We start from the raw sequence: 25,667 nt of genomic DNA, 5'->3' as shown, positions 1-25,667 counted from the left end.
CGTCGTTCTCGCCCACGCGTCCATGGTCCGGGTCAGCGAGCACAGCCAGGACCGGGCCGGCGGACCCGTCGTCCTTACCTCCCTGGACTCTGTGACGACCCAGCTCAGCACCTTTTTCGCCTCCAACGACTCATAGGCAATGCCACTACCCAAGAAGGATCTGACGATGTCCAACACCCGCATGTCAGCGAGGGTCTCATGGCGAGGAGCCATCCCGGCGACTTCAGAGCAGCCTCTGACGTGGTCGGCACTCTGGTGGGCAGCGCGATGCGGGTAGTGCAGAACTTGAGCGTCACCCGAGGCGACTAGCCCTTTTTCCGCAACCCGGCCTGCTCCACGAGTTCAGTCAGCCATGGCCGGTGTCCCTGATGGAATGACATGCCTTCCGGAAGCCCCTGCACGGTCGGCACGGAATTGGCGATATCGATGGTTACCCGGCCTCCTGCCATCGGCGCGTTGGTAATGTGCAGGTCGCCGTAGGAGGGCGGCAGGGCTGGGTCCATCCAGAACCCGCCGCGGGATACGTGGGCGTCGTACCTCATCAGGCTCGTGACAAGTTGGATGGGTGAGGTCGCGGCCCAGGCCTGGGGGGAGCACGCGGTGGGATACGGCACTGGCTCGCTGTACTGCTCCCTGCTGAAACCACAGAAGAGTTCAGGGAGCCGGCCTTCGGAGTACTCGGCGGCTTCAAGAAGTGCAGTGGATATCCTTTGAGCTTCCGCCACAAACCCGTACCGCATCAGGCCTGCTGCGATGACGGCATTGTCATGCGGCCAAACGGAACCGTTATGGTAGCTGGCCGGGTTGTAGGCACCCATGTCAGTACCCAGGGTGCGGACGCCCCAACCGCTGAACATCTCGGGGGACATCAGACGCTCGGCCACCAACGGCGCTTTGTCGTCGTCCACGAGCCCTACCCACAGGCAGTGGCCCATGTTGGAGGCGCAAGCGTCAACCTGCCGTTTGTTGCCGTCCAAGGCGATGGCGTAGTACCCACGGTCCGGCATCCAGAACTGCTCATTGAACCGGGCTTTCAACTGCGCCGCCCGGTCGGCGAGTTCGGACGCTAAAGGTGCGTCACCGACGTCGTAAGCCATCCATGCCCGGGCCATGTACGCGTCATAAACGTACGCCTGGACCTCACAGAGCGCGATCGGCGGCTCTGCCAGCCTGCCGTCCGCAAAGTTGATCCCGTCCCACGAGTCCTTCCAGCCCTGATTGATCAGCCCGCGAGGGTTAAGTCGCTCATACTCAACGAAACCATCGCCATCCCTGTCCCCGTAATCCCGGATCCAGTCCAGGGCCCTGTCCGCATGAGGCAGCAAGGCGGTGATCGTGTCCTTGGCGAAACCCCACCGGCTGACCGAACCCAGGACCACCACGAACAGGGGAGTAGCGTCGATGCTTCCGTAGTAGACGGACTTGCCACCCAGCGCCAGGCCACTGGAGACGTCCAACCTGACCTCATGCAGGATTTTTCCCGGTTCCTCCTCGCTCACCGGGTCAACCACCCTGCCCTGCCGGTCAGCCAGCGTTTGCAGCGTGCCCAGGGCCAGTGACGGATCAACCGGCATAGCCATCTCTGAGGCCCACAACGAGTCACGCCCGAACAAGGTCATAAACCAGGGCGCACCGGCCGCCACCACAACCCTGTCAGGGTGGGCGGGATCCTCGATGCGGAGGGCGCCAAGATCGTCATAGCTGCGCCGAAGCGTCTTTTCGATGGAGTGGTTACCCATATGCAGTACGGGAATCTTGGCCACCCATTCCTGGCGCCGGCGGTCGCTGCGGGACAATTCACCGACGGCAGGACGTACAACAGGCGCCGCGGGCGCCGTCCCCTCGCTGCCGGGCGCCACGGTAAGGGTCACACTCCAGTGGCCGCGTGCCGGGATGGTGGTTTGGCAGGCAAAGCCACGGGCAGTTGCTTCGGCAACGTCAGAACTTACGACGACGGACTTGCGGATATCCTGCCATCGGGCCCGTATGGTCAAGGCGTTCTGATTCACTTCCCGGGATTCTTCCCACTGCCTTTGGACCCGTGCTTCCTTGACTTCAAAGACATCTGCGAAATCTGATCCGGCGTCGATTGTGACCGTGCACTCCACCGGTTCCTTTGAGTAGTTGAGCACGGTGACGTGCTCGACCATTCCAACGCCTACTTCGCGCATCCGTTCCACGATCAGCGGAGTGTCCGCGTATCCATCGGACCTCGTGATGCGGGCGGCGAAGACGGCCCGGTACGGCTCTTTCGTCTGCGCGGTCAAGGGCTCCGCAGCTTGCCCGTTGACGGAGAGGGCCCAGAGAGAGAGTATCCGGGTGTCCTGAAAGAACATTCCGTGCGGCTGGTCCGGATAAATATCCCCGTTGGGCAATGAGATGCAGAAGGATGTTCCTTCCACCAGAGTGACCGTCCCGGCACCGAGGGGACCGGCCGCCGTATCAGCGTTCCATCCAGCCACTTGATCACTCCCAAGTACGAGCCACCGCCGGTCCTGGACATGGTTCCGGGCCCTTGTCCCGCTGCATCGTCACACTGAGGCTACTCTTGCAAGGCTGCCGGGACTAGGGGCTAGGGACTCCGTCACCCTGCGTTGCAACAAAGAGGTCAAAGCCGTCATCAATATGGAAAAGGCGCCGCTCCCCGATGCGGTCAATGACCCAGATGATACCTCCATCTTCAGTTCGGTCATCCACCGTGCCCCTGTAGTGCTCGAAGCCGTGAAGCGTCAGGGAAACCACATCCCCAAGTGCCAGGGCCTTCCACAAGGAAACCCGCTGCCCGCGCCTACTGCTGGCAGCCCCGGCGGGGCTTTCCATGCTGTTCTTCCTGACAAGTTTCATGGAGTTTCTCCCTGTTACAGTAGTTGGCGTCGACGGCAAAATTACGCTTTGAATTATGTATTTCTCCAAAACGAGCAGCGTAAAAAGGGCCCAGTTCGGATGAACCGGGCCCTCCCTGCGCTGGCGATTCCGCTATTGGAGAAATCGTCTTTTACCCGTTATTTCGGAGGCTTCCGGTGGGGAAGTCAGGTCCTCTACGGCCTTTTGCATATGGCGTTTGATGGCCTGTTGGAGACCGCTCCGGTCGCGGGCCTCCAGCAAGTCCAGGAGCGTCTGGTGTTCCTGCACCAGCACATCAATGCGGGGATAGGCGACCTCAAGGCTCAAGATACACATCCGGGATTCCGCTGCAAGGGTCTGATAGATGCGGATCAGGCGGGTATTTCCGGTGCCTGAAACAAAGGCGGTATGGAATTGCATGTCGAGACGGGCAATCGCCTGCCAGTCCGATGCCGCAACCTGTTTAGCCATGTTTCTGATGATGCCCTTAAGCTCCCGGCAGGTATCCGTGACCTGCTCCGGCGCGGAGTCCAGGAGGGTATTGGCGGCCGCCAGTTCCACGGCCTCACGCACCGCGTAGATCTCTTTGACGTCTTCGCCGGAAAGCTCCAGCACAAAGACCCCGCGGTTGCGTTTGCTCACCAGGATGCCCTCCTGGCACAGCCGCTGAAGTGCTTCACGGAGTGGACCCCGTGACGTGCTGAGCTGGCTGGCCAACGCAGATTCGTTGACCTGCTGTCCAGGCCTGAACGCGCCCTGGACAATAAGCTCACGCAACTGGTCAGCAATCAGCTGCGCCGTGGGCCGGCCCTCCAGTACGAACATTCCCTCCGGTGCCGCCATTGACATCCCCTCATTTCATGCTTCGGCAATTTGAAACTGTCAGACCGCCAGTGCGGTGTATTTATACTCAAGGAATTCTTCAATCCCTATTTTTCCGCCTTCGCGTCCGAGTCCGGATTGCTTGACGCCGCCAAACGGAGCCGCCGGGTTGGAAACCAGGCCGGTGTTCAGTCCGACCATTCCGACTTCCAGGTCCCGCGAGAACCGCATCGCTTTATCCAGGCTCTCGGTGAACACGTACCCCACCAGGCCCCAGACGGTATCGTTGGCCAGGCGGAGGACCTCGTCCTCGCTGTCGAAGGCCGTGATAGCAGCGACCGGGCCGAAGATTTCGGTGCTCATCAGCTCGGATTCCGGTGCCACGTCCACCAGGACGGTGGGGGAGTAGAAGTAGCCGGGGCCTTCCGGACGGCTTCCGCCCGTCAGTACCCGTGCACCCTTGGAGACAGCATCGGCAACCAGGCTTTCGACCTTGTCCAGCCCCTTCTGCTCGATCAGCGGCCCAACATCGGTGCCGGCCAAGGCGCCGTTGCCTGTCTGCAATTCTGACATCTTTTTGGCGAACTTCTCACCAAATTCAGCCACAACCGAACGGTGGACGAAGAAGCGGTTTGCGGCTGTGCAGGCTTCGCCCATGTTCCGCATTTTCGCTTTCATGGCCCCGTCCACGGCCTTTTCGACGTCCGCATCGGCCAGCACGATGAACGGGGCGTTCCCGCCAAGCTCCATCGAGGACCGCATGACGTTGTCGGCAGCTTGCCGCAGGAGGACTTTGCCCACTTCAGTGGAGCCGGTGAAGCTGATTTTGCGGGCGATGCCGCTGTCCGTCCACGTCCGCACCACGCTGGAAGCGCTCGACGTGGTAACAACGTTCAATACGCCGTCGGGAAGTCCGGCTTCCTTGAAAATGGCGACCAGAGCCAGGGACGTCAACGGTGTGAGTTCCGCCGGTTTGAAGACCATGGTGCAGCCGGCTGCGACGGCCGGGGCGATTTTGCGGGCGCCCATGGCGAGCGGGAAATTCCAGGGGGTGACCAGCACTGCGGGGCCCACCGGTTCCTTGGTGATGAGTATGCGGGTATTGCCGTCCACCGATGTAGTGCTGTCGCCGCCGACACGGACCGCTTCTTCGGCGAACCACCGGAGCATGTCGGCGCCGTAGGCCACCTCGCCTTTTGCTTCTGCAAGGGGCTTGCCCATTTCGGCGGTCATGATGGCCGCGAGCCGGTCGGTATTGGCAATAACCAGGTCGAAAGCGCGCCGCAGGATGTCGGCCCGTTCCCGAGGAGTGGACTTGCCCCATGCTGCCTGGGCACGGCCAGCGGCGTCGATGGCCCGTGCGGCGTCTTCCGGGCCCCCGTCCGCGACGTGGGCGATGATTTCATTCGTAGCCGGGTTTTCCACCGGGAAGGTAGCTGAACTCGAGGCTTTTTGCCAGGCGCCGTCGATAAACAAATCGGTCTGGAGAGTGCTGGGATCAAAGGAGGGGGTCATGGTCGCTCTTTCAAGGATCAGGGGGCTAGGAGGTTGCCGCTTTGAGTGCCTGGCTGAATCTGGTGATGCCCGACTGGATTTCGTCGGAGGTGACGTTCAGGGCGGGGATAAGGCGGATGACGTTGCCGTGAGGACCGCACGTGAGGAGCAGGAGTTCCTCCTTGACTGCAGCCTGCTGGACGGCCAGTGCCGTAGCCGCATCCGGGGTGTTATCCGCCGCGGTGAATTCGACGCCCTGCATGAGGCCCCGTCCGCGGACGTTGCCGATCCCGGCGAATTCCGCCTGCAGGGCATCGAGCCCGGTGCGCAGTTCGTCGCCGCGCAGCAGTGCGTTTTCTACGAGGTTTTCGCGCTGGATAACACCGAGGGTGGCGACGCCGGCTGCTGCGGCGACAGCGTTTCCGCCATAAGTGCCGCCTTGGGAACCGGGCCAGGCCTTGGCCATCAGGTCGGCAGGGGCGGCGATCGCTGAGATCGGGAAGCCGCTGGCAAGGCCCTTGGCCGTGATTACCACGTCGGGACGGATCCCGGCCCAGTTGTGGCCCCAGAACTTGCCGGTGCGGCCCACGCCGGCCTGCACTTCGTCGAGGATGAGTACGATTCCGTGCTTGTCTGCGCGTTCGCGCAGGCCCTGGAGGAAAGCGACCGGGGTGGGGATGTATCCGCCGTCGCCCAGGACAGGCTCGATGATGAACCCGGCGGTATCGTCCGGGGTGCTGATGGTGAGAAGGAGGTGATCGAGTTCTTTCAGGGCGAATTCGACGGCGGTTGCTTCATCCCAGCCGTAGCGGTACCAGTGCGGGTATGGGGCGACGTGCACCCCTCCCATCAGGGGGGAGAACCCGGAGCGGAACTTGCTGCCCGCCGTGGTCAATGAAGCCGCAGCGACGGTGCGGCCGTGGAATCCACCGTGGAAGGAGATGATGTTTGGCCGGCCGGTGGCCATCCGGGCCAGCCGGATGGACGCCTCGACGGCTTCTGAGCCCGAAGTGGCGTAGAAGACACTGTCCAGTCCTTGGGGCAGTACCCCGCCCAGGAGTTCGGTGAGTTCCAGCAACGGCTTGTGCATCACGGTGGTGTACTGGGCGTGGATAATCTTGCCCACTTGCTCACGGGCTGCGGCCACCACATCCGGGTGGCAGTGGCCGGTGCTGGTGACCCCAATCCCGGTGGTGAAATCCAGATACTTCTTGCCGTCGGTGGCGTGGATCCAGCTGCCGGACGCGTGATCGACCACCACGGGCGTCGCCTGCTTCAGGATGGGGCTGAGTGTTGCCATGGCTTTATACTTTCCTGATAACTGTAGATTGTCAACAATGTACTATTGCGTGTTGCGTTTGAGGAGTTAGGAGCGCCTAGTCCTGAAACCTCTGGGGCCGGACGAAGTCCAAGCCGTCGATCCACCGCTTGCCAAGAGCTTCGTGCGCGGCGATTTCCCCATAGCCTGAGGCCATTTTGAATCCGGCGCCGGAGAATCCAGTGGCCGAGTAGATCCTGCGGGAGTTGTTAAGGAAGCCGAGCAGGGGTTGGGTGTCGGAGGTGAAGAGGTCCGGGAAGGCGTCGGAGCGGACGATGGATGGGTGGAGTCCGGGGAAGAACTCTGTGACGGTTTCGGTGGTTTCACTGATTTCCGCGTCGGTGAGTTCCCTGGGCACGTTGGCGGCGTCGGGGGTCGGTGCACCGCGTCCGTCGAGGGTTGCTTTGACGGTGGTTCCATCGACTGCGGGGGCGCCGTACATGGATCTGTCCTCATAAATCCTGCTGAAGACGGGAAACCTGTCCGGGGTGAATTGTGCCGGGTCGCGGGCGAGGAACCAGGTGAGGAAGATACGCCGTGTGTGGACGTGGGTTTTGAGGCTGTCGGGCATAAGGCGCTGTGACCAGCCGCCCGAGGCGATGATGATGTTTTCGTAGGTCCAGGACTTGCCGCCGGAGGTGATGGTTACGCCATCGTTGGCTTCTTCGATGCTGGTGATGGGGGTGTTGGTGTGGACGGTTGCGCCGTTCGCTTGGGCCGCGGTGATGGCGGCTGTGACGGCGCGGTCAGTGCGCAGGGCGCCGGCATTGGGGTCGTAGACGGCGATGTCGTTGGCCCGGAGGTTGTGCTGGGGGTAGCGCTTGGTCATGTCTTTGTGGGTGAGGATGTGGTGCTCGGCGTTGTTGGTTCGGGTGGTTTCGAGCAGGGCGCTGAGGTAGGCGCCATCTTGGGTGCCGATGGACAGTCCGCCGCAGCGGGTGAGGATGCCCTGGCCGGTTTCGGCTTCAAGTTCGGCCCAGAGTCCGGCGGAGCGTTTCAGGATGGGGTAGTAGCCGGGGTTGCCGCGGTAGATCATGCGGAACAGTCGGGTGTCGCCGCCCACGGCGCTCCTGGCGTGGGCGGGGGAGTAGGCTTCGAATCCGGTGACGGAGTCGGTCAGGCGGGAGGCTTGCCAGAGGGCCATGGATCCGATACTGCCCAGGCCGATGACGGCGAGTTTTCCGTCCATGGTTTAGAGGACCTGTTTCAGGAAGGCCTGGGTGCGGGGTTCCTGCGGGTTGGAGAGGACTTCGCGGGCGTCGCCGCGTTCGACGACGTAGCCGTCGTCCATGAAGATCAGGGAGTCGGCTACTTCGCGGGCGAAGCCCATTTCGTGGGTGACCACCACCATGGTCATGCCCTTCTTGGCCAGGTCCTGCATGACGGCGAGGACTTCGCCGACTTTTTCGGGGTCCAGGGCGGAGGTGGGTTCGTCGAAGAGGATGATTTCGGGGTCCATGGCCAGGGATCGGGCAATCGCGACGCGCTGCTGTTGTCCGCCGGAGAGCTGGGCGGGATAGTAGTCGCCGAAGTTGCCAAGCCCGACGCTGGCGAGCAGTTCGTCCGCGCGTTTAGTCGTTTGTTTTTTGTCCGCTCGTTTGACCAGGACGGGGCCGGCCATGACGTTTTCGCGGGCAGTCATGTTGGGGAAGAGGTTGAACTGCTGGAAGACCATGCCCACCTTGGTGCGCTGTTCGGCGAGCTTTTTGGGCGGCAGGGCGTGGTAGGCGTTGTCGGTTTCGTAGTAGCCGAAATCGTCGCCATTGACTTTCAGGACCCCGGAGTCGACGGTTTCCAGGCCGTTGATGCAGCGCAGGACGGTGGATTTGCCGGAGCCGCTGGGGCCGATGATGCAGCAGATCTCGCCGCTGGCAATGTCGAGGTCGATGTCGTGGAGAACGGTTTTGGGTCCGAAGGATTTCCGGATCCGTCGGGCATGGATGGTGCCGTCGTTGCTCATCGTGCGATTCCTTCCGGTGCAGTCAAGACAACCTTCCTGGCCTTGCGGGGGACCCGGGCGGAGGTATGCGAGTATTTCTTCTCAAGCTGGGACTGCGGGTAGCTCAGGACCAGGGTCATCACGAGGTACCAGAGGCTCGCAACAATCAGCAGCGGGATGGTCTCGTAGGTGCGGGCATAGATCAGCTGGGCGCTTTGGAGCAGCTCGGCCACGCCCAGGACGGAGACCAGCGAGGTTTCCTTGAACATGCCGATGACCTGGTTGCCGGTGGCGGGGATGATCGAGGGCATCGCCTGGGGAATGATGACCTTGCGCATCTTCATTGACGCGCTCATACCCAGCGAGTCCGCTGCCTCGAGCTGGCCCTTGCCCACCGCGGAGAACCCGCCGCGGATGATCTCGGCCATATAGGCGGCCTCGTTCAGGGTCAACCCGATCAATGCCGCGGTGATCGGTGCCATCAGGGCGTTCACATCGATCGCGGTGCTGATGTCCGTGAAGGGGATCCCGATGGTCAGGTTCGGGTAGAGGGCGGCGATGTTGAACCAGAAGATCAACTGGACCAGGACCGGGGTGCCGCGGAACAACGTAATGTACACCCCGGCTGTCGCAGCGATCGGCTTGATGCTCGAGGCCCGCATGATGGCCATCACAAGACCCAGCAGCGTGCCCAGGACCATACTCGCAACCGTGAGGAAGAGCGTAAGCATCAGGCCCCGGAGAATCGACTCGTGGGTGAAGTACTTCGCCACCACGCCCCACTTGAAGTTCGGATTCGTCGATACGGAAACCAGGATTCCCAAGCCAAGCAGGATGCATGCCACCCACGCCACATACTCAAACGTGCTTCGCCGACGAAGCCGCGGCTTGAGCGCTGAATCGATCCCATTCATTGCCGGTTCGCTTCTTTCAATAATTGCTTGCTTCATTTGTGAACCCACTAGTTCAGCTTGGCGTCGGTGATGGCACCGGAATCAAGACCCCAGGTCTCGAGGGACTCCTTGTATTCGGGGGATTCAAGGACGGACTGGACCGCTGCCTGAAGGGCGGGCGTGAGGGCCGAGCCCTTCTTCAGGCCGACGGCGGTCAGGTCGCTGGAGCCCACATTGACACGGCCCAGGATGGTGAAGGAATCCGGCTGCTGCTTTGCGGCCCAGCCGAGTGCGGTGGTGTCATACAGGATCCCGTCTATCCGCTTGGAATGCAGCTGTGTCAGGGCCTCCTGGACATTCGGCAGCGTCACGGCGTTGATCTCCGGCTGGCCTTTGGAGGTGCAGGTCTGCTCGCTCAGGGCCGGAAGGCGCTTAAGCTGGCCTGTTGAGCCCTGGGTGACGGCAATACTCTTCCCGCACAAGGTCTCAACGGTGAGCTTCAGCGGGTTTCCCGCCGCCACGGCCACCGAGTTGCCGGCCTTGAAGTAGTCGATCATGTCCAGAACCTGGAGCCGCTCGTCGGTCTTGGACATGGTGGTGGCGGTGAAGTCGAAGCGGCCGCCGTCGAGGCCGGGAATGATGGTGTCGAACTTCGTGTCCACGAACGTCACCTTCAGGCCCAGCTTCTTCGCAATCAGCCGGGCGATATCCGGGTTTAGTCCGATCGCGGTGGTGTTGTCCTCGGCGAGGAAGGTTGTTGGCGGGTAGTGAAGGTCCATAGCCACTGACAGCTCACCCTTGTCCTTAACGGACTGCGGCAGCAACGCGACGGCGGCCTGGTCAGGCTGGACACCCTCAGAAATGTCGGCCGTGTTGGAGGTCTTGCTTGCATCCGTGGATGAGCTGCTGGCTGTTCCACCGCACGCACTGAGCGTGAGCAATACGGCAAGGCCTGCGGCGGCAGTCTGGGCCTTTTTCAAAGTCTTCATTGTGCTTCCCTTCGAGGGGTTGTCAACTGGCGAGTTCGCCGGGAGGGAGGAGTTTTTGGCTTGGAATGTGATCCGGATCTCTCCGTCATCTAAGGCAATGCAACCCCCAAAAGCGTAGATTGTCAACAATTGACGAAATCTTTTTTATCACCAGTGTTCACTTCCGATGCTCACGGAAGCGCACGCACCAAACTGTTGACAATTGACAATTTCCGCACCTAGAGTCGTCTTATTGCACAGGCACTTACCCGCCTGCCGGCAGCGACTTCCAACTCACGGCGCGCTTGCCCGAATCTCCCCACCCAGGCGCGGCGACCATCCTCCATCTCCCGAAAAGAACGGATACCCCATGGCAGAGAGCCACTTCCGTCCGAAGTACATCTCCTTCGATGTCTACGGCACGCTGATCAACTTCGACATCGATCCCACCACCCGGCGACTGCTTAATGGGCGCCTGCCTGAAGAGCAGTGGCCTGCCTTCAAAAAGCAGTTCCGCGGGTACCGCTTCGACGAGGTCCTTGGCGACTACAAGCCCTACGAGCAGATCCTTCAGGATTCCTTTGACCGGGTATGCAGGCGGTGGGGCATCGGTCCGACCCCTGGTGCGGGCGCAGAGTTTGCTGACGCCGTCCGCGGCTGGGTTGCCCACGACGACGTGCCGGCCCCACTGAAGCTCATGGGGGACAACTACAAGCTGGTGGCTCTGTCCAACGCTGACACCAGCTTCCTGGATATCAGCATTCCCAAGCTCGGTGCAGACTTCCACGCCGTTTTGACCGCTGAGCAGGCCCAGGCCTACAAGCCGCGCTACCAGGCCTTCGAGTACATGCTGGACACCCTGAATGCCAAGCCGGAGGAGTTCCTGCACATCTCCTCGCACACCCGGTACGACATGCATCCGATGCACGACATGGGCTTCCGTAACCTTTGGCTGCTGGACCGCGGCTACGACCCCATTACCGGGGGCTATGACTACAACACTGTTGAGTCCCTTGACGAGATCAACAAGCACCTGGGTCTCTAGAAGACTTCGAGGCGAAAGGTCACACCATGAAACTTGTTCCCTATTGGCTGGACACTGCCGAACCTTCCGGCGACTACCGGCGCACTCCGGTCCCGGAAAACGTCGATGTTGCGATTATCGGTGCCGGCTTTACCGGGCTCTCGGCAGCAGTTGAGTTCGCCAAGCAAGGTGCCAGCGTTGCTGTCTTCGAGCGTCACACCGTGGGCTGGGGTGCATCAGGCCGCAACGGGGGTATGGCAACCACCGGGCTGGCCATCGGCTTTAGCACCGCGGTCAAGCGGTACGGGGCGCCCCGCGCCGTCGAGATGTTCCGTGAATACAACGACGCCATCGAAACCATTGAGAAGCTGGTGCACGATAATGGCATCGACTGCGACTTCAAGCGGTTCGGCAAGCTCTCGCTGGCCTTCCACAAGTCCCACTATGACGGTTTCCTGAAGTCGCAGGAGTTGCTCGCGAACCTCGTGGATCACCACGTAAATGTCATCCCCAAGTCCGATATCCACTCTGAAATTGGAACGGACTTTTACCAGGGGGCCATGATGGATCCGCTGGGTGCAGGGCTCCATGTGGGGAAGTTCGTCCACGGGCTCGCCGAGGTGGCTGCAGACAACGGAGCCGATATCTGTGAGAACGCAGCGGTCACGGAGTTGAAAAAGATCTCGGGGACCGTCCACGACGTGCACACCATCCGCGGTATTACCCGTGCCAAGCAGGTTCTGGTGGCCACCAGCGGTTACACGGGCAACCTCACCCCGTGGCTCCAGCGCCGCGTGATCCCGGTGGGCAGTTTCATCATCTGCACCGAGCCGTTACCGGAGGAGGTTGTCAACCGCATCCTCCCCAATAGGCGCCAGGCCTCTGACAGCAAGATGCTGACCTACTACTTCCGGATCACCCCGGACAACAGGCTGCTGTTCGGCGGCCGGGCCCGGTTCGCCTTGTCCAGCCCGGATTCGGACGTCAAGAGTGCAGAAATCCTGCATAAGGCAATGACCGAACTTTTCCCCTACCTGGCCAAAGTGAAGGTGGACTATATCTGGGGCGGGCTGGTTGACCTCTCCATGGACCAGATGGTGCACGCGGGGCTGCATGATGGCTTGTTCTATTCACTGTGCTACAGCGGCCACGGCGTCCAGATGGCCGCCCACATGGGCAAGAAGATGGCGCACTACATGGCCGGGGACAAGCAGGCGAACGTGTGGGAAGACCTCAAGAACCCGCCCGTGCCCGGCCACTTCGGCCCGCCATGGTTCCTGCCCTTCATCGGCGCGGCCGCAAAAATCATCGACCGGTTCAGCTAACCAAGGAAAAGGTTCCCATGAGCTCAGTGACAAGCGTGGCTGGAGCCTGCCCGAATACCGGGCGGGAAACCGCGTTTAGGCGGGCAAAAGCCGCCGAACTCCCCGGGGGAGCGTTTTTTGAGGGCCGCTGGCAAACAGCGGACAGGAACTTGGAAATCCGGGATCCTGAGGACGGTGTACTCCTCGGTACGGTGTGCTCTTCCTCCGCACAGGATGTGCGCCGGGCCGTTGCCCACCTGCACCGCAGCCTCCAGGAGGAGGCCTGGCCCCTTCGGGAGCGCAGGGAAGCCCTGGAACGGGCCGCGGTTCTCCTTTCGGAACAGTCCGTACGGTTTTCGGAGATCATCGCCGCAGAGAGCAGCAAAACCATCAGGGAGGCCGAACGAGAGGTACTCCGGTGCATTGAAACCCTGCGTCTTTCCGCCGCTGCCTCAAGCGAGCTAGCCGGTGAGACCCTTTCCTTTGAGGACAGCATGGCAGGAGCGGACAAGATCGGCTGGTACACCCGCAAACCGGTGGGAATCATCGCGGCCATCACGCCCTTCAACGATCCGCTCAATCTCGTGGCGCACAAGCTGGGCCCGGCACTCATTGGAGGCAACGGCGTCGTCCTTAAACCGTCAGGCCGCACGCCGCTGACCGGGCTTGCGTTCATTGAGCTGCTGCTGGAAGCAGGCGTCCCAACCGGCCGCCTGGCCGCCATAGTCTCGGGCCCGGGGGTATCCGGGGCGATCGTATCCGACCCGCAGGTAGACCTAATCTCGTTCACTGGGGGACCCCGGACCGCCGACCGCATCGCTGCCGCCGCCGGAGCCAAGAAGATCCTCTCGGAGCTGGGAGGCAACAACGCAACCATCGTGTGCGCCGACGCCGAACCTGACAAGGCGGCTGCGGCGATCGTGGCGGGGGCATTCGGAGTGGCCGGACAAAACTGCCTCTCAGTCCAACGTGTCTACGTCCACATTTCCCTGTTCGAACAGGTACTCGAAAAGGTGGTGTTGGGGACCCGGGCGCTCCGCACCGGCGCGAAGTTCGAGCGTTCCACCGACGTAGGTCCCCTCATCAGCGAAGCTGAGGCGCGCCGGGTGGAGGAGTGGGTGGACGAGGCCTGGAAAGCCGGGGCCAGGGTCCATGTGGGCGGGCAGCGCCGGAACGCGTTCTACCAGCCCACCGTCCTCACGGACGTGCCGTCAGACGCCCGGATCATCCGCGAAGAAGTGTTTGGGCCAGTGGTCAGCATCGCGCCTTTCATCCAGGTCTCCGACGCAATACAGGCGGCCAATGACTCTGAGTACGGACTCCAGGCCGGGGTCTTCACGGAATCCATCGACATGGCGTTGGCAATAGCCGACAAGCTCCACGTAGGGGCCGTGGTGATCAACGAAACCAGCGACGTCCGGATCGACTCGATGCCCTTCGGCGGCTTTAAGAAGTCCGGGGTTGGGCGTGAGGGCGTGAAGCATGCCGTTCGTGAGATGACAGAACCGAAAAGCACCATCATCAAACTGGCCGCGCCGGGCACCGGCTGGCAGCGGCTGACGCGCACTTCAGAACGGAATGCATCATGACCACCCACAAAATCGCGGTGATCGCGGGCGACGGCATTGGCAAGGAAGTAGTCCCGGCCGCCATCGAATGCCTTGAGCGGATCGCCGGGATCCACTCCTTGAGCCTGGAGTTCACGTATTTCGGCTGGGGATCGGACTACTACTCCCGCCATGGGCGAATGATGCCCCTGGACGGGTTGGAGCAGCTGGCGCTGCACGACGCCATCTTCCTCGGCGCCGTAGGTTCGCCGGACGTCCCCGATGCTGAATCTCTTTGGGGCCTCCTGATCCCCATCCGGCGCGAATTCCGGCAGTACATCAACCTCCGTCCTGTGAAAACGCTCGACGGCGTGAGGTCGCCCCTGGCGTCGACGGAGCCGATCGACATCCTCATTGTTCGTGAGAACAACGAAGGAGAATACTCGGAGGTGGGTGGCCGGGTGTACCGCGGCCTGCCGCACGAAGCTGCGGTCCAGGAAACCATCTTCACCCGCCTGGGAGTATCCCGGGCCGCCCATTTTGCCGCCTCGCTGGCAGCCACCCGGAAGGGCCGCCTGACCTCCGCCACCAAGAGCAACGGCATCATCCATACCATGCCGTTCTGGGACGAGGTGGTGGAGGAGACCACCCGGCTGTACCCCGGAGTGACGCTGACCAGTGAGCTCGTGGACGCATTGGCTGCGCACCTCGTCCTGAAGCCCTGGACCCTCGATGTCATTGTGGCCTCCAACCTGCTCGGTGACATCCTTTCGGACCTGGGCAGCTCCGTCACCGGTTCCATCGGCGTGGCTCCCAGCGCAAACCTGAATCCGGAAGGAGATTATCCTTCCCTCTTCGAACCGGTCCACGGTTCCGCGCCGGACATTGCGGGTAAGGGACTGGCAAACCCGGTGGGCCAGATGTGGTCCGGAGCGATGATGCTCGATCACCTGGGCTTCCCGGTGGCGGCCAGACACCTCCAGGAGGCCTTCGAGTCCGCCCTCCGGGAGGGCCTTGGCACCCGTGATGTGGGAGGACCATCATCGACCTCGGAGTTCACGGCCGCGGTTCTGGCCGCGATAGACGCCATCGAGCTACCCGCCGAGGCTGACCTGCTCATCTCAGGCATGCCATCTGCGCCGGCGGCGGCAGCAGCGCCGTCGTGACTATGTCAGGCCAGACCCAGCGGCCCGTCGTCGCCGTGCTGTACCGTGAGGCGCTGCCGCCCCGCCTGGCGGAGATAGAGGAGCTGGCGGAGGTCCGCCTGACTAGGGCAGACGGGCTGGCCAAGGTCCTGGACGGAGCGGATGTCCTGTACCAGTGGCATTCGTTTTCCCCGGCGCTGCGGGAGAACTGGGCTGCAGCTGGGTCACTAAAGTGGGTCCACGTTTCAGCAGCGGGCGTCAGCCAGTTGTTGTTCGACGAACTGATCCGAAGCGACGTGCTCTATACAAATTCGCGGGGAGTCCTCAGCCGCGCTATCGCGGAGTTTGCGCTGGGCTTTGTCCTGGACATCGCCAAGGACTCACGGGGCTCACTGACGCTTCAGCAACAGCGGCGGTGGCAGCACAGGGTAACCCGGAAAATCCAGGGCCAGCGCGCCCTGGTGGTGGGTACGGGTTCCATTGGCAGGGAAATCGCATCCCTGTTCCGCGCCGCGGGCCTGCAGGTCAGCGGCGCCGGCCGCAGCAGCCGTCCGGGAGACGGGCATTTCGACCAAATCAGTTCTTCAAAGGATCTGGCCACCATCGTTCATCCCTTTGACTACCTGGTGCTGGCAGCTCCGCTGACGGAAGACACCAGGGGACTGGTGGGCGCTGATGTCCTGGCATCAATGAAACCCGGCGCGCACCTCATCAACGTTGGACGCGGTGAACTGGTCCAGACGGACGCGCTCATGGAAGCCCTGACCTCCGGGTCCATTGCCGGCGCGGCCCTCGATGTGGTCCACCCGGAACCGCTGCCCGAGGAACACCCGTTATGGAGCATGGAGAACGTCATCCTGACCCCCCACATGAGCGGCGACACAGAAAATTACCTCGATGATCTTGGGGAGCTGTTCGTAGCAAACCTGAAGCGCTACCGCAACGGCGATCCGCTGCACAACGTCGTGGACAAAAGCCTCGGGTTCGTCCCGGTTCCCTGAACAATCCGAAAGGTGCCATGCCTACTATCGTCAAGGCATTCATAGCTACTTCTCCTACTTCGGCCCTTGAGCCCGGAACCGTGGAACGGCGGGATCCGGGTGAGTTCGACGTGCGGATTTCCATCCGGTACACAGGAATTTGCCACTCTGACATCCATGCAGTGCGGGGCGACTGGGCAGGTGTGACCTATCCTCTGGTTGCCGGCCATGAGGTCACCGGAGTCGTAGAAGCCGTGGGGCGCAAGGTCACGAGGCATGCGGTAGGGGACCGTGTTGGTGTGGGCTGTTTCGTTGATTCCTGCCGTGAATGCGTGCACTGCCGGGAGGGGGAGGAGCAGTACTGCTTGAGGGGCGCCACAAGCACGTACAACTCGACTGGCAGTGACGGCCGGCCCACCGCGGGCGGGTACAGCACCTCCATCGTGGTGGACGAGAATTATGTACTCCGGATCCCGGACAGAATCACCCTCGAGACTGCGGCCCCGCTGTTGTGTGCGGGGATCACTGTGTACTCACCGCTGCGCAACAGGAACACCGGGCCGGGGACGCGCATAGCAATCGTTGGCATGGGCGGACTGGGACACCTGGGCGTGAAGATTGCGGCCGCAATGGGTGCCGATGTAACAGTCCTCAGCCAATCCCCCAAAAAGCAGGCGGATGCGCTCCGGTTCGGCGCCAACCACTTTCATGCTACGTCCGATCCCGCCACCTTCACCGATCTTCAGGGCAAATTTGACCTCGTCATCAACACCGTCTCGGCAGACATCGACGTGGATGCTTATCTCTCCATGGTGGCGTTGGACGGCACCCTGGTGCTCGTGGGGCTGCCCTCGAAACCGTTGAGTCAACGGGCTTGGTCCCTCATTTCTATGCGCCGCAACCTCAGCGGTTCAAAGATGGGAGGAATCAGGCAAACCCAGGAAATGTTGGACTTCTGCGCCGCCCATAAACTGGGTGCCGAGGTGGAGGTCATCCCTGCCAGCTGCATCAACCAGGCCTACGAACGGGTGCTGGCAAGTGATGTCCAGTACCGCTTCGTAATCGATGCCACCACGTTCTGACTGCTGTCTGGTGCACCGGCCAGTCTGTGGTTTAGCGGGATATCAGCAGGCTTAGCTGGCCCCGGATGTCCTGGACGATTTCCTCGACGCTCAGGCCGGCGTTCACGCTCGCGGCCATGCTGAGGAACATGATTGCGCTGACGATGCGCGCCATCTTGGCGGCGTCGCCGTCACTGACCACATGATGCCTGCCCAGGACGGCGGCAATGGCTTCCTCGGTTTCAGCAACGATGGAAAGTGCCTGGCCGTGGTGCGGCTCCGTCGGGTCTCCGAAGACCATCTCCCGCAAGTAAATCCGCCCGTTGCCGATCTGGACGCGGTTGCATTCCACGATCGGCCGCACAATGGCCAAAGCCGCATCCAGCGCATCCGTTTGGGTTTCCGCGTCGGCCCTGCCCCGCTCCAGAGCCTCGGCGTAATGGGCGTTCTGCACAAGCAGGAGGAGTTCTCCTTTGGTTTTGGCGTAAAGGAACAAAGTCCCGGTGCCAATGTCCGCCTTGTCGGCGATCTGTTGCGTCGTGACATCCTCGACGCCATGCTCGGCAAACAACTCGCTGGCGGCGGCTGTGATGCGCTCAAGTTTTTGCTGCTTGTTCCGCTCGCGCCGTCCGGGTGGCTGGGACGCAACAGACATGCGGCTTCCTTCCGGATTAACTGACTGGGCTCAGTTATGAGTATAACGCCTTGCGCGACCCCCTCGTCAGTCAACCGGCCCGTCTGCCGCAGCCAGGAATTTAGCTGCCACCGGGCCGAATTGTGCATGGTACTGAAAGATGCCGCCATGCCCGGAGTCGGGGTAGATCACCAGTTCGGATCCCTTGATCCGCCGGTGCAGATCCTCCGAGAGGACCGACGGCACCATGCGGTCATGGTCTCCGTTGGCAATGAGGGTGGGGACGGTGAGCTTCGACAGGTCCGAGGGAACGGCCCGGCCGAACCGCTGGATTGCCTTCAGCTGCGTCTGGAATGCTCTGGTGCTGATTGGCTTGTCCCGGTGGTTCGCGCGCTCCTGGAGGCGCTTGATGAATGCCTTCGCGGCGGGCCTTCCCGTAGCGTTGCGGTTAAAGAACAGGAACTCCTTGGGGTCTGAACGCGTCAAGACCGCGCGAAAAATGTCCCAGTAAGTAACGGCGACCACCTTGTCCATGTCCTTGCCTCCACGCGGCCCGGTTCCGGTCAGCACAAGCTTGCGGACCAGCCCTGGGTGCTTAAGTGTGAGGTCCTGGGCGATCATGCCGCCCATGGAGAAGGAGAAGACATCAATCTTGTCGAACCCCATGGCCTCGATAAATGCGTAAGCATCATCGGCCATCTCCTCGATGGTGCCGGGAACTTCCCCGGTGGAGGCGCCCACGCCACGCTGGTTGAAAGTGATGACGTGCCGGTTTTTCGCGATGGGGTCAATGATGCGGGGGTCCCAGTTGTCCAAGCTTGCAGCTAGGTGCACGAAGAAGACAACGGGGATACCGCCTTTGGGCCCCAGCTCGCGGTAGGCGTAGGTGACTCCTCCTGCGGTGATAGTGCGGGTAGCTGCTTCCGCGTACGAGGTGACTGGGGACTCCCTTGCGGGATCGGTGGTGTCCATGAGCGATTTTTCTCCTAATTGGTTCTGGCAACGTGGCCTGCTGAATCAGTGGCGGTTCAGTGGTTGAGGGTCAGCACCGCTTTGCCGCGGATGCCGCCGTCGGCCAGGGACTGCAACGCCTCTGGAGTTTGGGCGAAATCGAAAACCTTTCCGACGACGGGGCGCAGCGTCCCGTCGTCGACCAACGCGGCGATTTGGCGCAGTTGGGCCCCGCTGGCACGCATGAACAGGAACTCATAGCTGACTCCGAGCTTCTTGGCCTGCCGCCTGATTTTGCTGCTGAGTGCTGTGACCGCCAGGCGCAGGACAGGATTCAGGCCGGCATCGCGGGCGAACTCCGGATCCGGCGGACCGGAAATCCCAATCGCCTTCCCGCCTGACTTGAGGACGCGCAGGGACTTTTCGAGGTTCTCCCCGCCGAGGCTGTCGAGAACAAGGTCATACCCGCTGAGGTGTTCCTCAAAATCCTCGGTGCGGTAGTCAATTACCACGTCAGCCCCGAGCTCCCGGAGGAAATCCGCGTTCGAGCCGCTGGCGGTGGTGGCAACAGTCGCCCCGAGGTGCTTAGCGAGCTGGATAGCGATAGAGCCCACCCCGCCGGCACCTGCGTGAATGAGGACCTTCTGCCCGGGCCGCACATTGCCGTGCTCAATGAGGGCCTGCCATGCGGTGAGTGCCACCAGCGGCAGCGAGCCGGCCTCTGCCATGCTTGCCGATACGGGCTTGAGGGCCAGGTCATCCTCGGCGACGGCGATGCGCTCCGCGAACGTGCCGATGCGGTCCTTGTCGGGCCGGCCGTAGACCTCGTCACCGGGTTTGAACCCGGTGACCTTTGCCCCGACGCGGATGACCGTACCGGCCACGTCATTGCCGAGGATTAACTGGAGCTTGTAGGGGAGGATCTGCTTGAACTCACCAAGCCGGATCTTCTCATCCAGCTGGTTCAAGCCCGCGGCCCGCACCTGGACGAGCACGTCCCTTTCCCCCATAGCCGGCTCCGCGACGTCCGCTTCACGCAGCGGCTCTCCGTACTTGGTAACGACAAAAGCTTTCATGGCTGACCTTTCGATATTTGATCCCCCTCAATTGTGAGTATAGTCAGTAATGTATGTCAAGGGCAGGGGCGGGCACGCAGGGATGAGCAGACCGTAGTTCTGGTTATGCCGCGCAGTCAGTCAGGGAAGAGCCGCGGTCAGGAAGCATATTGGATCAGCGTGTCGGCACTGGGGGACGCTGGGTTCCTGGCTGGCTGCGCTGGTGCTGCCGGAGTGCAAGCAACGGAAACAGGAGCACGGACAGCATTCCTGCTCCCACAAGCGCCGAAGCGGTTCCGCTGGTGATCAGCCCTTCGTCCCGGCCAATGCCGGTCACGGCGACAATAATCGGCAGGCCTGTGGCCGCGAACAGGACGATGGCCCGTTTGTCGCCAGGAGTGGATTTCGGCGGAGCGGCCAGCAGGGACGGCAGCCCGCGGATGACGAGCAGGATTACAAGGAACAGGGGGACCAGAGCAAGGGCTGCCGGGCTGCTGGTCAGCGCGTTCAGCTCAAAGTCGATGCCGGTATCGATGAAGAAGACCGGCACCAGGAATCCGAAGGCAATGGCGTCGATCTTCATCTCGATGACGTGCCGGTCGTGTTCGGAAGCCCGGGCGATCGCAACCTTCCAAAGGACGCCCGCGGCGAAGGCACCCAGCAGCATGTCCAGCCCCAGCACCATACTGAGGACAACCAGAACACTCAGGATGAACATGATGGACCGGACGGCGAACTGGCCGCTGGTATGCAGGGTCCTGGTGACCTGGGAGTGGAGCAGTGAATGCCGAGCGCGGGAGGCCAGAAAGATCGCCAGGCCGGTCAACAGGACGAATCCGAGAAGCACCGCTGTGGCCGGTCCCAGTTCCCTTCCGCTGAAGAACAGCGAGACCGCAACCAGCGGACCGAATTCGCCGACTGCACCCAACGCCGCCACCGTGATACCCATCGGGGACTTTGACTCGCCGGCGTCGCGCAGGATCGGCAGAAGCGTGCCGAGGGCGGTGGAACACAATGCCACGCCGATGATCACGGCGGCCTCCGGCCCTGGTGCCAGGACAAGCCCGGCACCAATGCCGGCCGCCAATGAGATAACCCAGCCCGCCGCCGCACGGTTGGCAGGCCGGCCGCGGATTGCGGCGAAATCGATCTCGTTGCCGGCAACGAAGAAGAGCATGGCCAGCCCGAAATCCGCCAGGGTGTCAGTGAACTGCGTGGACTGTATCCAACCCAGCAGACTGGGGCCCAGCACGATTCCGAGGATAATTTCGAACACCACGACGGGCACCCTGAGCACCCGGTCCAGGAAACGGGCAGCAAGGGGCGCTGCAACAGCCAGCAAGGCGATCAGAACCAATGACGTGGACAAGGGCTGCATCGGCGGTACCTCCGGCACCTCGGCTGGTTCGAAGGAAAGTATTCCAAAGCTACAGCCATGGTCAGCGGCGGCGCCATAGCAGCTTAACAGCGCCAAGGCGGCCGGCCGGCCGGCTCTGCGGATCCTTCCGGGGCCGGTCTGCGCGGCAAAAACTGTCCGTGGATTGGCACTCTCCGCCGTTTCGGAAGGAATCATCAAGTTGGGTGAAGAATGCTCGTCCTCTAAGGTTGGTGCTCGATGAATGCCCCTGATGAGACGTCGCCACGTGGTCCTGTTTTTGTTGATTCCTCAGGCCGGCGGCTGCGGCGGCTCAAGCTTGCGGGCCTGGGCGCCCTCGGAATCGTGGCAGGGTACGTCGCCCTTCTCCTGGTTGCCCTCATCGGCGGTCCCAACGTAGCCGCACCCTACCTGCCCTTCCCCGCCGCCGTGGGGACCGGCAGCGTACCGTCTTCCCCGCCGGCGCCCGCTGCCGACGCCGGTGCTCCCCAGGGTGCAGAAGGCCCGGCAGCCGTCCCGGCTGCGCCCTCCGCGCTTCAGGTTCCGGCGGCGGCCCCTCAGGCTGTCCCTGCAGCACCGCCGGTCAGCGCCGCTGCTGTGCCGGCGGCTGTCCCGGCCGCACCCGCGGATGAGCCGGAGCACGGCGCCCGGCCAACGGATCCCGGAATGAGCGGCACGGCGCCGGGCGCCAACGAGTTGGCTCCGGGCCGGGCAACACGGCCCTCCACCCCGGCGCACCCGTGAGTATGTCCCGCCCCAGCGAAACCGGCGTACGCAGCAAAGGCGCTGTCCCCACCAAAAGCCCCCGCCCCGCAAATGTCCGCGCTCACTGGCTGGTCCTTCTGGCCACACTTCTGGCCTTGGGCCTTGCCCTGGTGGTACAGGGGTACATGCACCACCTTGGCCGGGTGGGCTATGACTCCGTACCGGCAGGCGCACCTGCCAGTGATGTCCTGAAGGCCGTATCCCAAGGCGGTCCTGTGGTGGATTCGCGGGGCGGGGCCGTGCGTGCGGCCAGTCCTCCGGAGCGGACCGTGGCACTGACCTTCGACGACGGCCCGGACCCCGTCTGGACGCCGAGGATCCTCGACGTCCTCCGGAGACACCAGGTCCATGCAACCTTCTTCGTGGTCGGGTCCGCGGCGGCTGACAATCCCGACCTCTTGCGCCGCATTGTGGCTGAAGGCCACGAGATCGGCGTCCATACACTCACCCACGCCGACCTCGGCACCGCCGGAACGTGGCGCAGCCAGCTCGAGGTGCAGGGTGCCCAGGACGTGATCGTGGGTATCACGGGCGAGGCCGCGTCACTGCTGCGTCCGCCCTACAGTTCCGGCAATGCGGCGCTGACCAATGGCACATGGTCCGCAATGCAAGGCCTGGCGGACCAGGGTTACCTCACGGTGCTGAGCAGTATGGACAGCGAGGACTGGCGGCTTCCGGGCGCCGCAGCGATCGAGGACAACCTTGACCCAACAGGTGCGCAGGGGCAGGTGGCCCTGATGCACGACGGCGGAGGAGACCGGGAGCAGACCGTCGCCGCCCTTGATTCCGCACTGATGAAGTTCGAGGACGAAGGCTTCCGGGTCACCACCGTGGGTGACTCAATGGGCATTGACAGCACGCGGCCGGCTTCCTCCATGGAGGAGGTCAGCGGGACGGCCTTCCTGTGGGGTATCCGGCTGAGCGACTTCGTGGTCACGGCCATCTCATGGGCCCTCGTTGCGGCCGGCGTCGTGACTTTCATCCGCGCCGTCCTCGTGGTTTTCTTTGCCGCCCGCCATAGCCGCGCAGCACGCCGGATCGCGGCTGCCGGCCGTGGCCGGCGCCGGGTGGACGTGATGGTCCGGCCGGAAATTACGGAGCCGGTGACGGTGATCGTGCCCGCATACAACGAATCGGCCGGCATCGAGGCAGCAGTCCGGTCCATTGTGGCCTCCACCCATCCGGTGGAGATCATCGTGGTGGACGACGGTTCAACCGACGGGACGGCCGATATCGTGGACGCGCTCGGACTGCCCGGCGTCACCGTAATCCGGAAGGAGAACGGCGGCAAACCCTCCGCCCTGAACGCCGGGCTGCACGCGGCCAGCCATGAACTCGTGGTGATGGTGGACGGCGACACCGTCTTCGAACCGGATACGGTCCACGCCCTCATCCAGCCCTTCTCCGACCCGCGGGTGGGTGCCATTTCGGGGAACACAAAGGTCGCTAACCGCGGCGGCATCCTGGGCGCCTGGCAGCACATTGAGTACGTCGTCGGCTTCAACCTGGACCGCAGGCTGTTCGACGTCGCCGAATGCATGCCCACCGTGCCCGGCGCTATCGGTGCTTTCCGCCGTGACGCCCTCCTCCGGGTGGGTGGAGTCAGCGACGACACGCTCGCCGAGGACACCGACCTGACCATGTCACTGTGCCGCGACGGCTGGCGCGTTGTGTACAAGGACGACGCCCGTGCCTGGACCGAGGCGCCCGCCAGTCTCGCAGCGCTGTGGAAACAGCGCTACCGCTGGTGCTACGGCACCCTGCAGGCCATGTGGAAGCACCGGGGCGCGGTGGTGCAGGGAGGCGCGGCCGGCAAGCTGGGCCGGCGCGGACTGGGCTACCTGCTGGTCCTGCAGGTGCTGCTTCCCCTGTTCGCCCCCGTGGTGGATGTTTTTGCTGTCTACGGCCTGATCTTCCTCGATCCACTCCGGATTGCCGTGCTCTGGTTCGTCTTCCTGGCCGTCCAGTTCCTGATGGCCGCTTACGCGTTCCGGCTCGACAACGAGCGGCTCCGGCCGCTCTGGAACCTTCCGCTGCAGCAGTTCGTCTACCGGCAGCTGATGTACCTCGTGGTCATCCAGGCAGTGGTCACGGCACTGGCCGGCGTACACCTGCGCTGGCACCGCATGGAGCGGTACGGCACCCTGCGCGTTCCGCACGGGCAGAGCTAGCAGCCAGCACGTCCAGACCACGACGGCGGAACGCCCCTGAGGCGGCTCTGGCCGCTGATACAGGGGCGCCAGGCGTTTCCTACGCGGTGGGAGCTGCCTCGGGCGGGGAGGCCTGCGGCGGTGCCGCGTCCGCCGGTGCCGAGTCCGCCGGCGGGGGTGTCAGCAGCACCACCGGCGCCGGTGACGGGACACCGCCTGCGGCAGGTGCAGCGGGTTTGATGTTCTGGTTGATGTGGAAGAAGTTGTCCGGATCGTACTTGGCCTTGAGCCCGGCGAGCCGCGGATAGTTGGACCCGAGTGTGTCCTCGATCCTGGACTGGTCGTCGGCATCCTGGAAGTTGATGTAGCCGCCAGGCGCGGAATACTCGTGGAGCGCTGCCCAGTAGTCGCGGACCCAGGCGATGTTCTTTTCATTCTCCGCAGGCTCTGGCCATTGTGCGGCAATCACCGGCGCGAAGTTCACATCCCGTAGGCAAAAGCGGTGGCCTCAGGGGCCACCCGCTGCACTGCCCCGTCAAGGGGATAGAAGTGGTTGGCCGAATGGACGCTGGGAATTCCCGGGGCGAATTCGACGGCGGTGCGGAGCGCATCGTCGCTGAGGGTCCGCAGGAAAACCGTCTTCCAGTAGCCCTGCAGGCCTGGGGCATTAAGCCCGTCGAACATGATGTTCAGTGCCGGGTAGGGCATCGGTGCGAAGAAGCTCCCCAGCGCCGGCCCGGCGTCGAGCATGGCCTGCCAGTGCGCAGGTCCGGCGTCAAGATCGCCCGTCCACATGCCGACGATCACGGCTACCGGCCGATCCGTCTGCAAGCACCACGTCAGCCGAGACCAGGTTGTCGCACGCCAGGCCGTACTTGCGGGCTAGGTAGCCTATGCCGCCGCCCAGGGTGAGGCCTGCCACGCCGGTGGAGCCGACGAGGCCACCCGTGCTCGCGAGCCCGAACGCATGTGTCGCATGGTTGTAATCAGCCCACGTGGCGCCCGGCTCCACTCTCGCAGTCCTCGCGGCAGGATCAACACGGACTCCACGGCGGGCCGACAAATCGAGGACCAGGCCGCCGTCGACCGTCCCAAAACCAGGTGCGCTGTGACCGCCGCCCCGCAAGGCAACCTCAATATCGAGACCGCGCGCAAAGCGGACGGCGGCCATCACGTCCGCCACCTGGGACACCCGCAGCACCGCCGCGGGGCGGCGGTCGATCATGCCGTTGTACACGCGGCGTGCCGCGTCATACTCGGCGTCGTCCTCTTCAATGACCTGCCCGCGGACCTGTTCGCGGAGTACGTCAAATCGATCGCTACCCATGACAATTCCAGACTCTCTCAGAGACCACATGGCAGCCAGCTCCGTCTCGAGTCCCAGCGAGGGCCAGCGCT

General features: G+C 62.9%; 24 protein-coding genes. 8 read left to right on the top strand and 16 right to left on the bottom strand.

Annotated elements, in window-relative coordinates:
* Positions 1-305: 305 nt before the first annotated feature.
* The 9 genes from QF038_RS11100 to QF038_RS11060 all read right to left on the bottom strand — a co-directional run bounded on the left by QF038_RS11100 (position 306) and on the right by QF038_RS11060 (position 10,299).
* The gene (locus tag QF038_RS11100) at positions 306-2,462 is read right to left on the bottom strand and encodes a glycogen debranching N-terminal domain-containing protein (protein WP_307610191.1); all 2,157 of its coding nucleotides are present in this window, start codon (positions 2,460-2,462) and stop codon (positions 306-308) included.
* Between the two features lie 103 nt (positions 2,463-2,565).
* Positions 2,566-2,844, bottom strand: a complete 279-nt coding sequence (locus QF038_RS11095) for a hypothetical protein (RefSeq protein ID WP_307610190.1) — start codon at positions 2,842-2,844, stop codon at positions 2,566-2,568.
* Positions 2,845-2,976: 132 nt separating this feature from the next.
* Entirely contained in the window at positions 2,977-3,687 is a 711-nt protein-coding gene (locus QF038_RS11090) for a GntR family transcriptional regulator (protein ID WP_307610189.1), read from the bottom strand.
* A 39-nt stretch (positions 3,688-3,726) separates the two neighbouring features.
* Positions 3,727-5,181, bottom strand: a complete 1,455-nt coding sequence (locus tag QF038_RS11085; protein WP_307610188.1) for an NAD-dependent succinate-semialdehyde dehydrogenase — start codon at positions 5,179-5,181, stop codon at positions 3,727-3,729.
* A 25-nt stretch (positions 5,182-5,206) separates the two neighbouring features.
* A complete protein-coding gene (locus tag QF038_RS11080; RefSeq protein ID WP_307610187.1) occupies positions 5,207-6,460 on the bottom strand; it encodes an aspartate aminotransferase family protein in 1,254 nt (417 codons plus the stop codon).
* Positions 6,461-6,536: 76 nt separating this feature from the next.
* Positions 6,537-7,667: an N-methyl-L-tryptophan oxidase gene (gene solA / locus QF038_RS11075; protein ID WP_307610186.1), complete on the bottom strand. Its 1,131-nt coding sequence runs from the start codon at positions 7,665-7,667 to the stop codon at positions 6,537-6,539.
* Between the two features lie 3 nt (positions 7,668-7,670).
* Positions 7,671-8,438, bottom strand: a complete 768-nt coding sequence (locus QF038_RS11070) for an amino acid ABC transporter ATP-binding protein (RefSeq protein ID WP_307610185.1) — start codon at positions 8,436-8,438, stop codon at positions 7,671-7,673.
* Positions 8,435-9,331 carry an amino acid ABC transporter permease gene (locus QF038_RS11065; protein ID WP_307610184.1) on the bottom strand — a complete coding sequence of 299 codons (897 nt, stop codon included), beginning with the start codon at positions 9,329-9,331 and terminating at the stop codon, positions 8,435-8,437. The genes QF038_RS11070 and QF038_RS11065 overlap by 4 nt, the downstream gene beginning before the upstream one ends.
* 47 nt (positions 9,332-9,378) lie before the next feature.
* Positions 9,379-10,299, bottom strand: a complete 921-nt coding sequence (locus QF038_RS11060; RefSeq protein WP_307610183.1) for an ABC transporter substrate-binding protein — start codon at positions 10,297-10,299, stop codon at positions 9,379-9,381.
* A gap of 349 nt (positions 10,300-10,648) precedes the next feature.
* On the opposite strand from QF038_RS11060, the gene QF038_RS11055 reads away from it, so the two are divergent.
* The 6 genes from QF038_RS11055 to QF038_RS11030 are packed head-to-tail and all read left to right on the top strand — an operon-like array spanning position 10,649 to position 17,360.
* The gene (locus tag QF038_RS11055) at positions 10,649-11,323 is read left to right on the top strand and encodes a haloacid dehalogenase type II (RefSeq protein WP_307610182.1); all 675 of its coding nucleotides are present in this window, start codon (positions 10,649-10,651) and stop codon (positions 11,321-11,323) included.
* Between the two features lie 26 nt (positions 11,324-11,349).
* Positions 11,350-12,627, top strand: coding sequence for an FAD-binding oxidoreductase (locus tag QF038_RS11050; protein ID WP_307610181.1), 1,278 nt, complete (start codon positions 11,350-11,352; stop codon positions 12,625-12,627).
* 17 nt (positions 12,628-12,644) lie between these two features.
* A complete protein-coding gene (locus tag QF038_RS11045; RefSeq protein WP_307610180.1) occupies positions 12,645-14,195 on the top strand; it encodes an aldehyde dehydrogenase family protein in 1,551 nt (516 codons plus the stop codon).
* On the top strand, positions 14,192-15,319 hold the full coding sequence (locus tag QF038_RS11040) for a tartrate dehydrogenase (protein ID WP_307610179.1): 1,128 nt from the start codon (positions 14,192-14,194) through the stop codon (positions 15,317-15,319). The genes QF038_RS11045 and QF038_RS11040 overlap by 4 nt, the downstream gene beginning before the upstream one ends.
* Positions 15,320-15,321: 2 nt before the next feature.
* The gene (locus QF038_RS11035) at positions 15,322-16,299 is read left to right on the top strand and encodes a D-2-hydroxyacid dehydrogenase (protein WP_307613453.1); all 978 of its coding nucleotides are present in this window, start codon (positions 15,322-15,324) and stop codon (positions 16,297-16,299) included.
* A 17-nt stretch (positions 16,300-16,316) separates the two neighbouring features.
* Positions 16,317-17,360: an NAD(P)-dependent alcohol dehydrogenase gene (locus QF038_RS11030; RefSeq protein WP_307610178.1), complete on the top strand. Its 1,044-nt coding sequence runs from the start codon at positions 16,317-16,319 to the stop codon at positions 17,358-17,360.
* Between the two features lie 31 nt (positions 17,361-17,391).
* Here QF038_RS11030 and QF038_RS11025 read toward each other — a convergent pair whose 3' ends face one another.
* From QF038_RS11025 to QF038_RS11010, 4 genes are all read right to left on the bottom strand, one after another.
* On the bottom strand, positions 17,392-17,994 hold the full coding sequence (locus QF038_RS11025) for a TetR/AcrR family transcriptional regulator (RefSeq protein ID WP_307610177.1): 603 nt from the start codon (positions 17,992-17,994) through the stop codon (positions 17,392-17,394).
* Between the two features lie 66 nt (positions 17,995-18,060).
* Complete coding sequence (locus QF038_RS11020) at positions 18,061-18,945, bottom strand: alpha/beta fold hydrolase (protein ID WP_307610176.1); 885 nt, start codon at positions 18,943-18,945, stop codon at positions 18,061-18,063.
* A gap of 56 nt (positions 18,946-19,001) precedes the next feature.
* Positions 19,002-20,000: an NADP-dependent oxidoreductase gene (locus QF038_RS11015; protein ID WP_307610175.1), complete on the bottom strand. Its 999-nt coding sequence runs from the start codon at positions 19,998-20,000 to the stop codon at positions 19,002-19,004.
* A 154-nt stretch (positions 20,001-20,154) separates the two neighbouring features.
* Positions 20,155-21,357 (bottom strand): cation:proton antiporter, encoded by a 1,203-nt coding sequence (locus QF038_RS11010; RefSeq protein ID WP_307610174.1) that lies wholly within the window; start codon positions 21,355-21,357, stop codon positions 20,155-20,157.
* Between the two features lie 237 nt (positions 21,358-21,594).
* On the opposite strand from QF038_RS11010, the gene QF038_RS11005 reads away from it, so the two are divergent.
* Together QF038_RS11005 and QF038_RS11000 are read left to right on the top strand one after the other, a co-directional pair.
* Complete coding sequence (locus QF038_RS11005; protein WP_307610173.1) at positions 21,595-22,098, top strand: hypothetical protein; 504 nt, start codon at positions 21,595-21,597, stop codon at positions 22,096-22,098.
* Between the two features lie 2 nt (positions 22,099-22,100).
* A complete protein-coding gene (locus QF038_RS11000; protein ID WP_307613452.1) occupies positions 22,101-24,290 on the top strand; it encodes a bifunctional polysaccharide deacetylase/glycosyltransferase family 2 protein in 2,190 nt (729 codons plus the stop codon).
* A 79-nt stretch (positions 24,291-24,369) separates the two neighbouring features.
* Here the strand turns inward: QF038_RS11000 and QF038_RS10995 are convergent, their stop codons facing one another.
* The 3 genes from QF038_RS10995 to QF038_RS10985 are packed head-to-tail and all read right to left on the bottom strand — an operon-like array spanning position 24,370 to position 25,596.
* Entirely contained in the window at positions 24,370-24,753 is a 384-nt protein-coding gene (locus tag QF038_RS10995) for a BBE domain-containing protein (RefSeq protein ID WP_307610172.1), read from the bottom strand.
* Complete coding sequence (locus tag QF038_RS10990; protein WP_307610171.1) at positions 24,750-25,076, bottom strand: hypothetical protein; 327 nt, start codon at positions 25,074-25,076, stop codon at positions 24,750-24,752. The genes QF038_RS10995 and QF038_RS10990 overlap by 4 nt, the downstream gene beginning before the upstream one ends.
* Positions 25,045-25,596: an FAD-binding oxidoreductase gene (locus tag QF038_RS10985; RefSeq protein ID WP_307610170.1), complete on the bottom strand. Its 552-nt coding sequence runs from the start codon at positions 25,594-25,596 to the stop codon at positions 25,045-25,047. The genes QF038_RS10990 and QF038_RS10985 overlap by 32 nt, the downstream gene beginning before the upstream one ends.
* Positions 25,597-25,667 lie beyond the last annotated feature (71 nt).

Origin of the sequence: Pseudarthrobacter sp. W1I19, assembly GCF_030817835.1 — a bacterium.
GTDB lineage: Bacteria > Actinomycetota > Actinomycetes > Actinomycetales > Micrococcaceae > Arthrobacter.
This window is presented reverse-complemented; position numbering and strand designations above follow the sequence as displayed.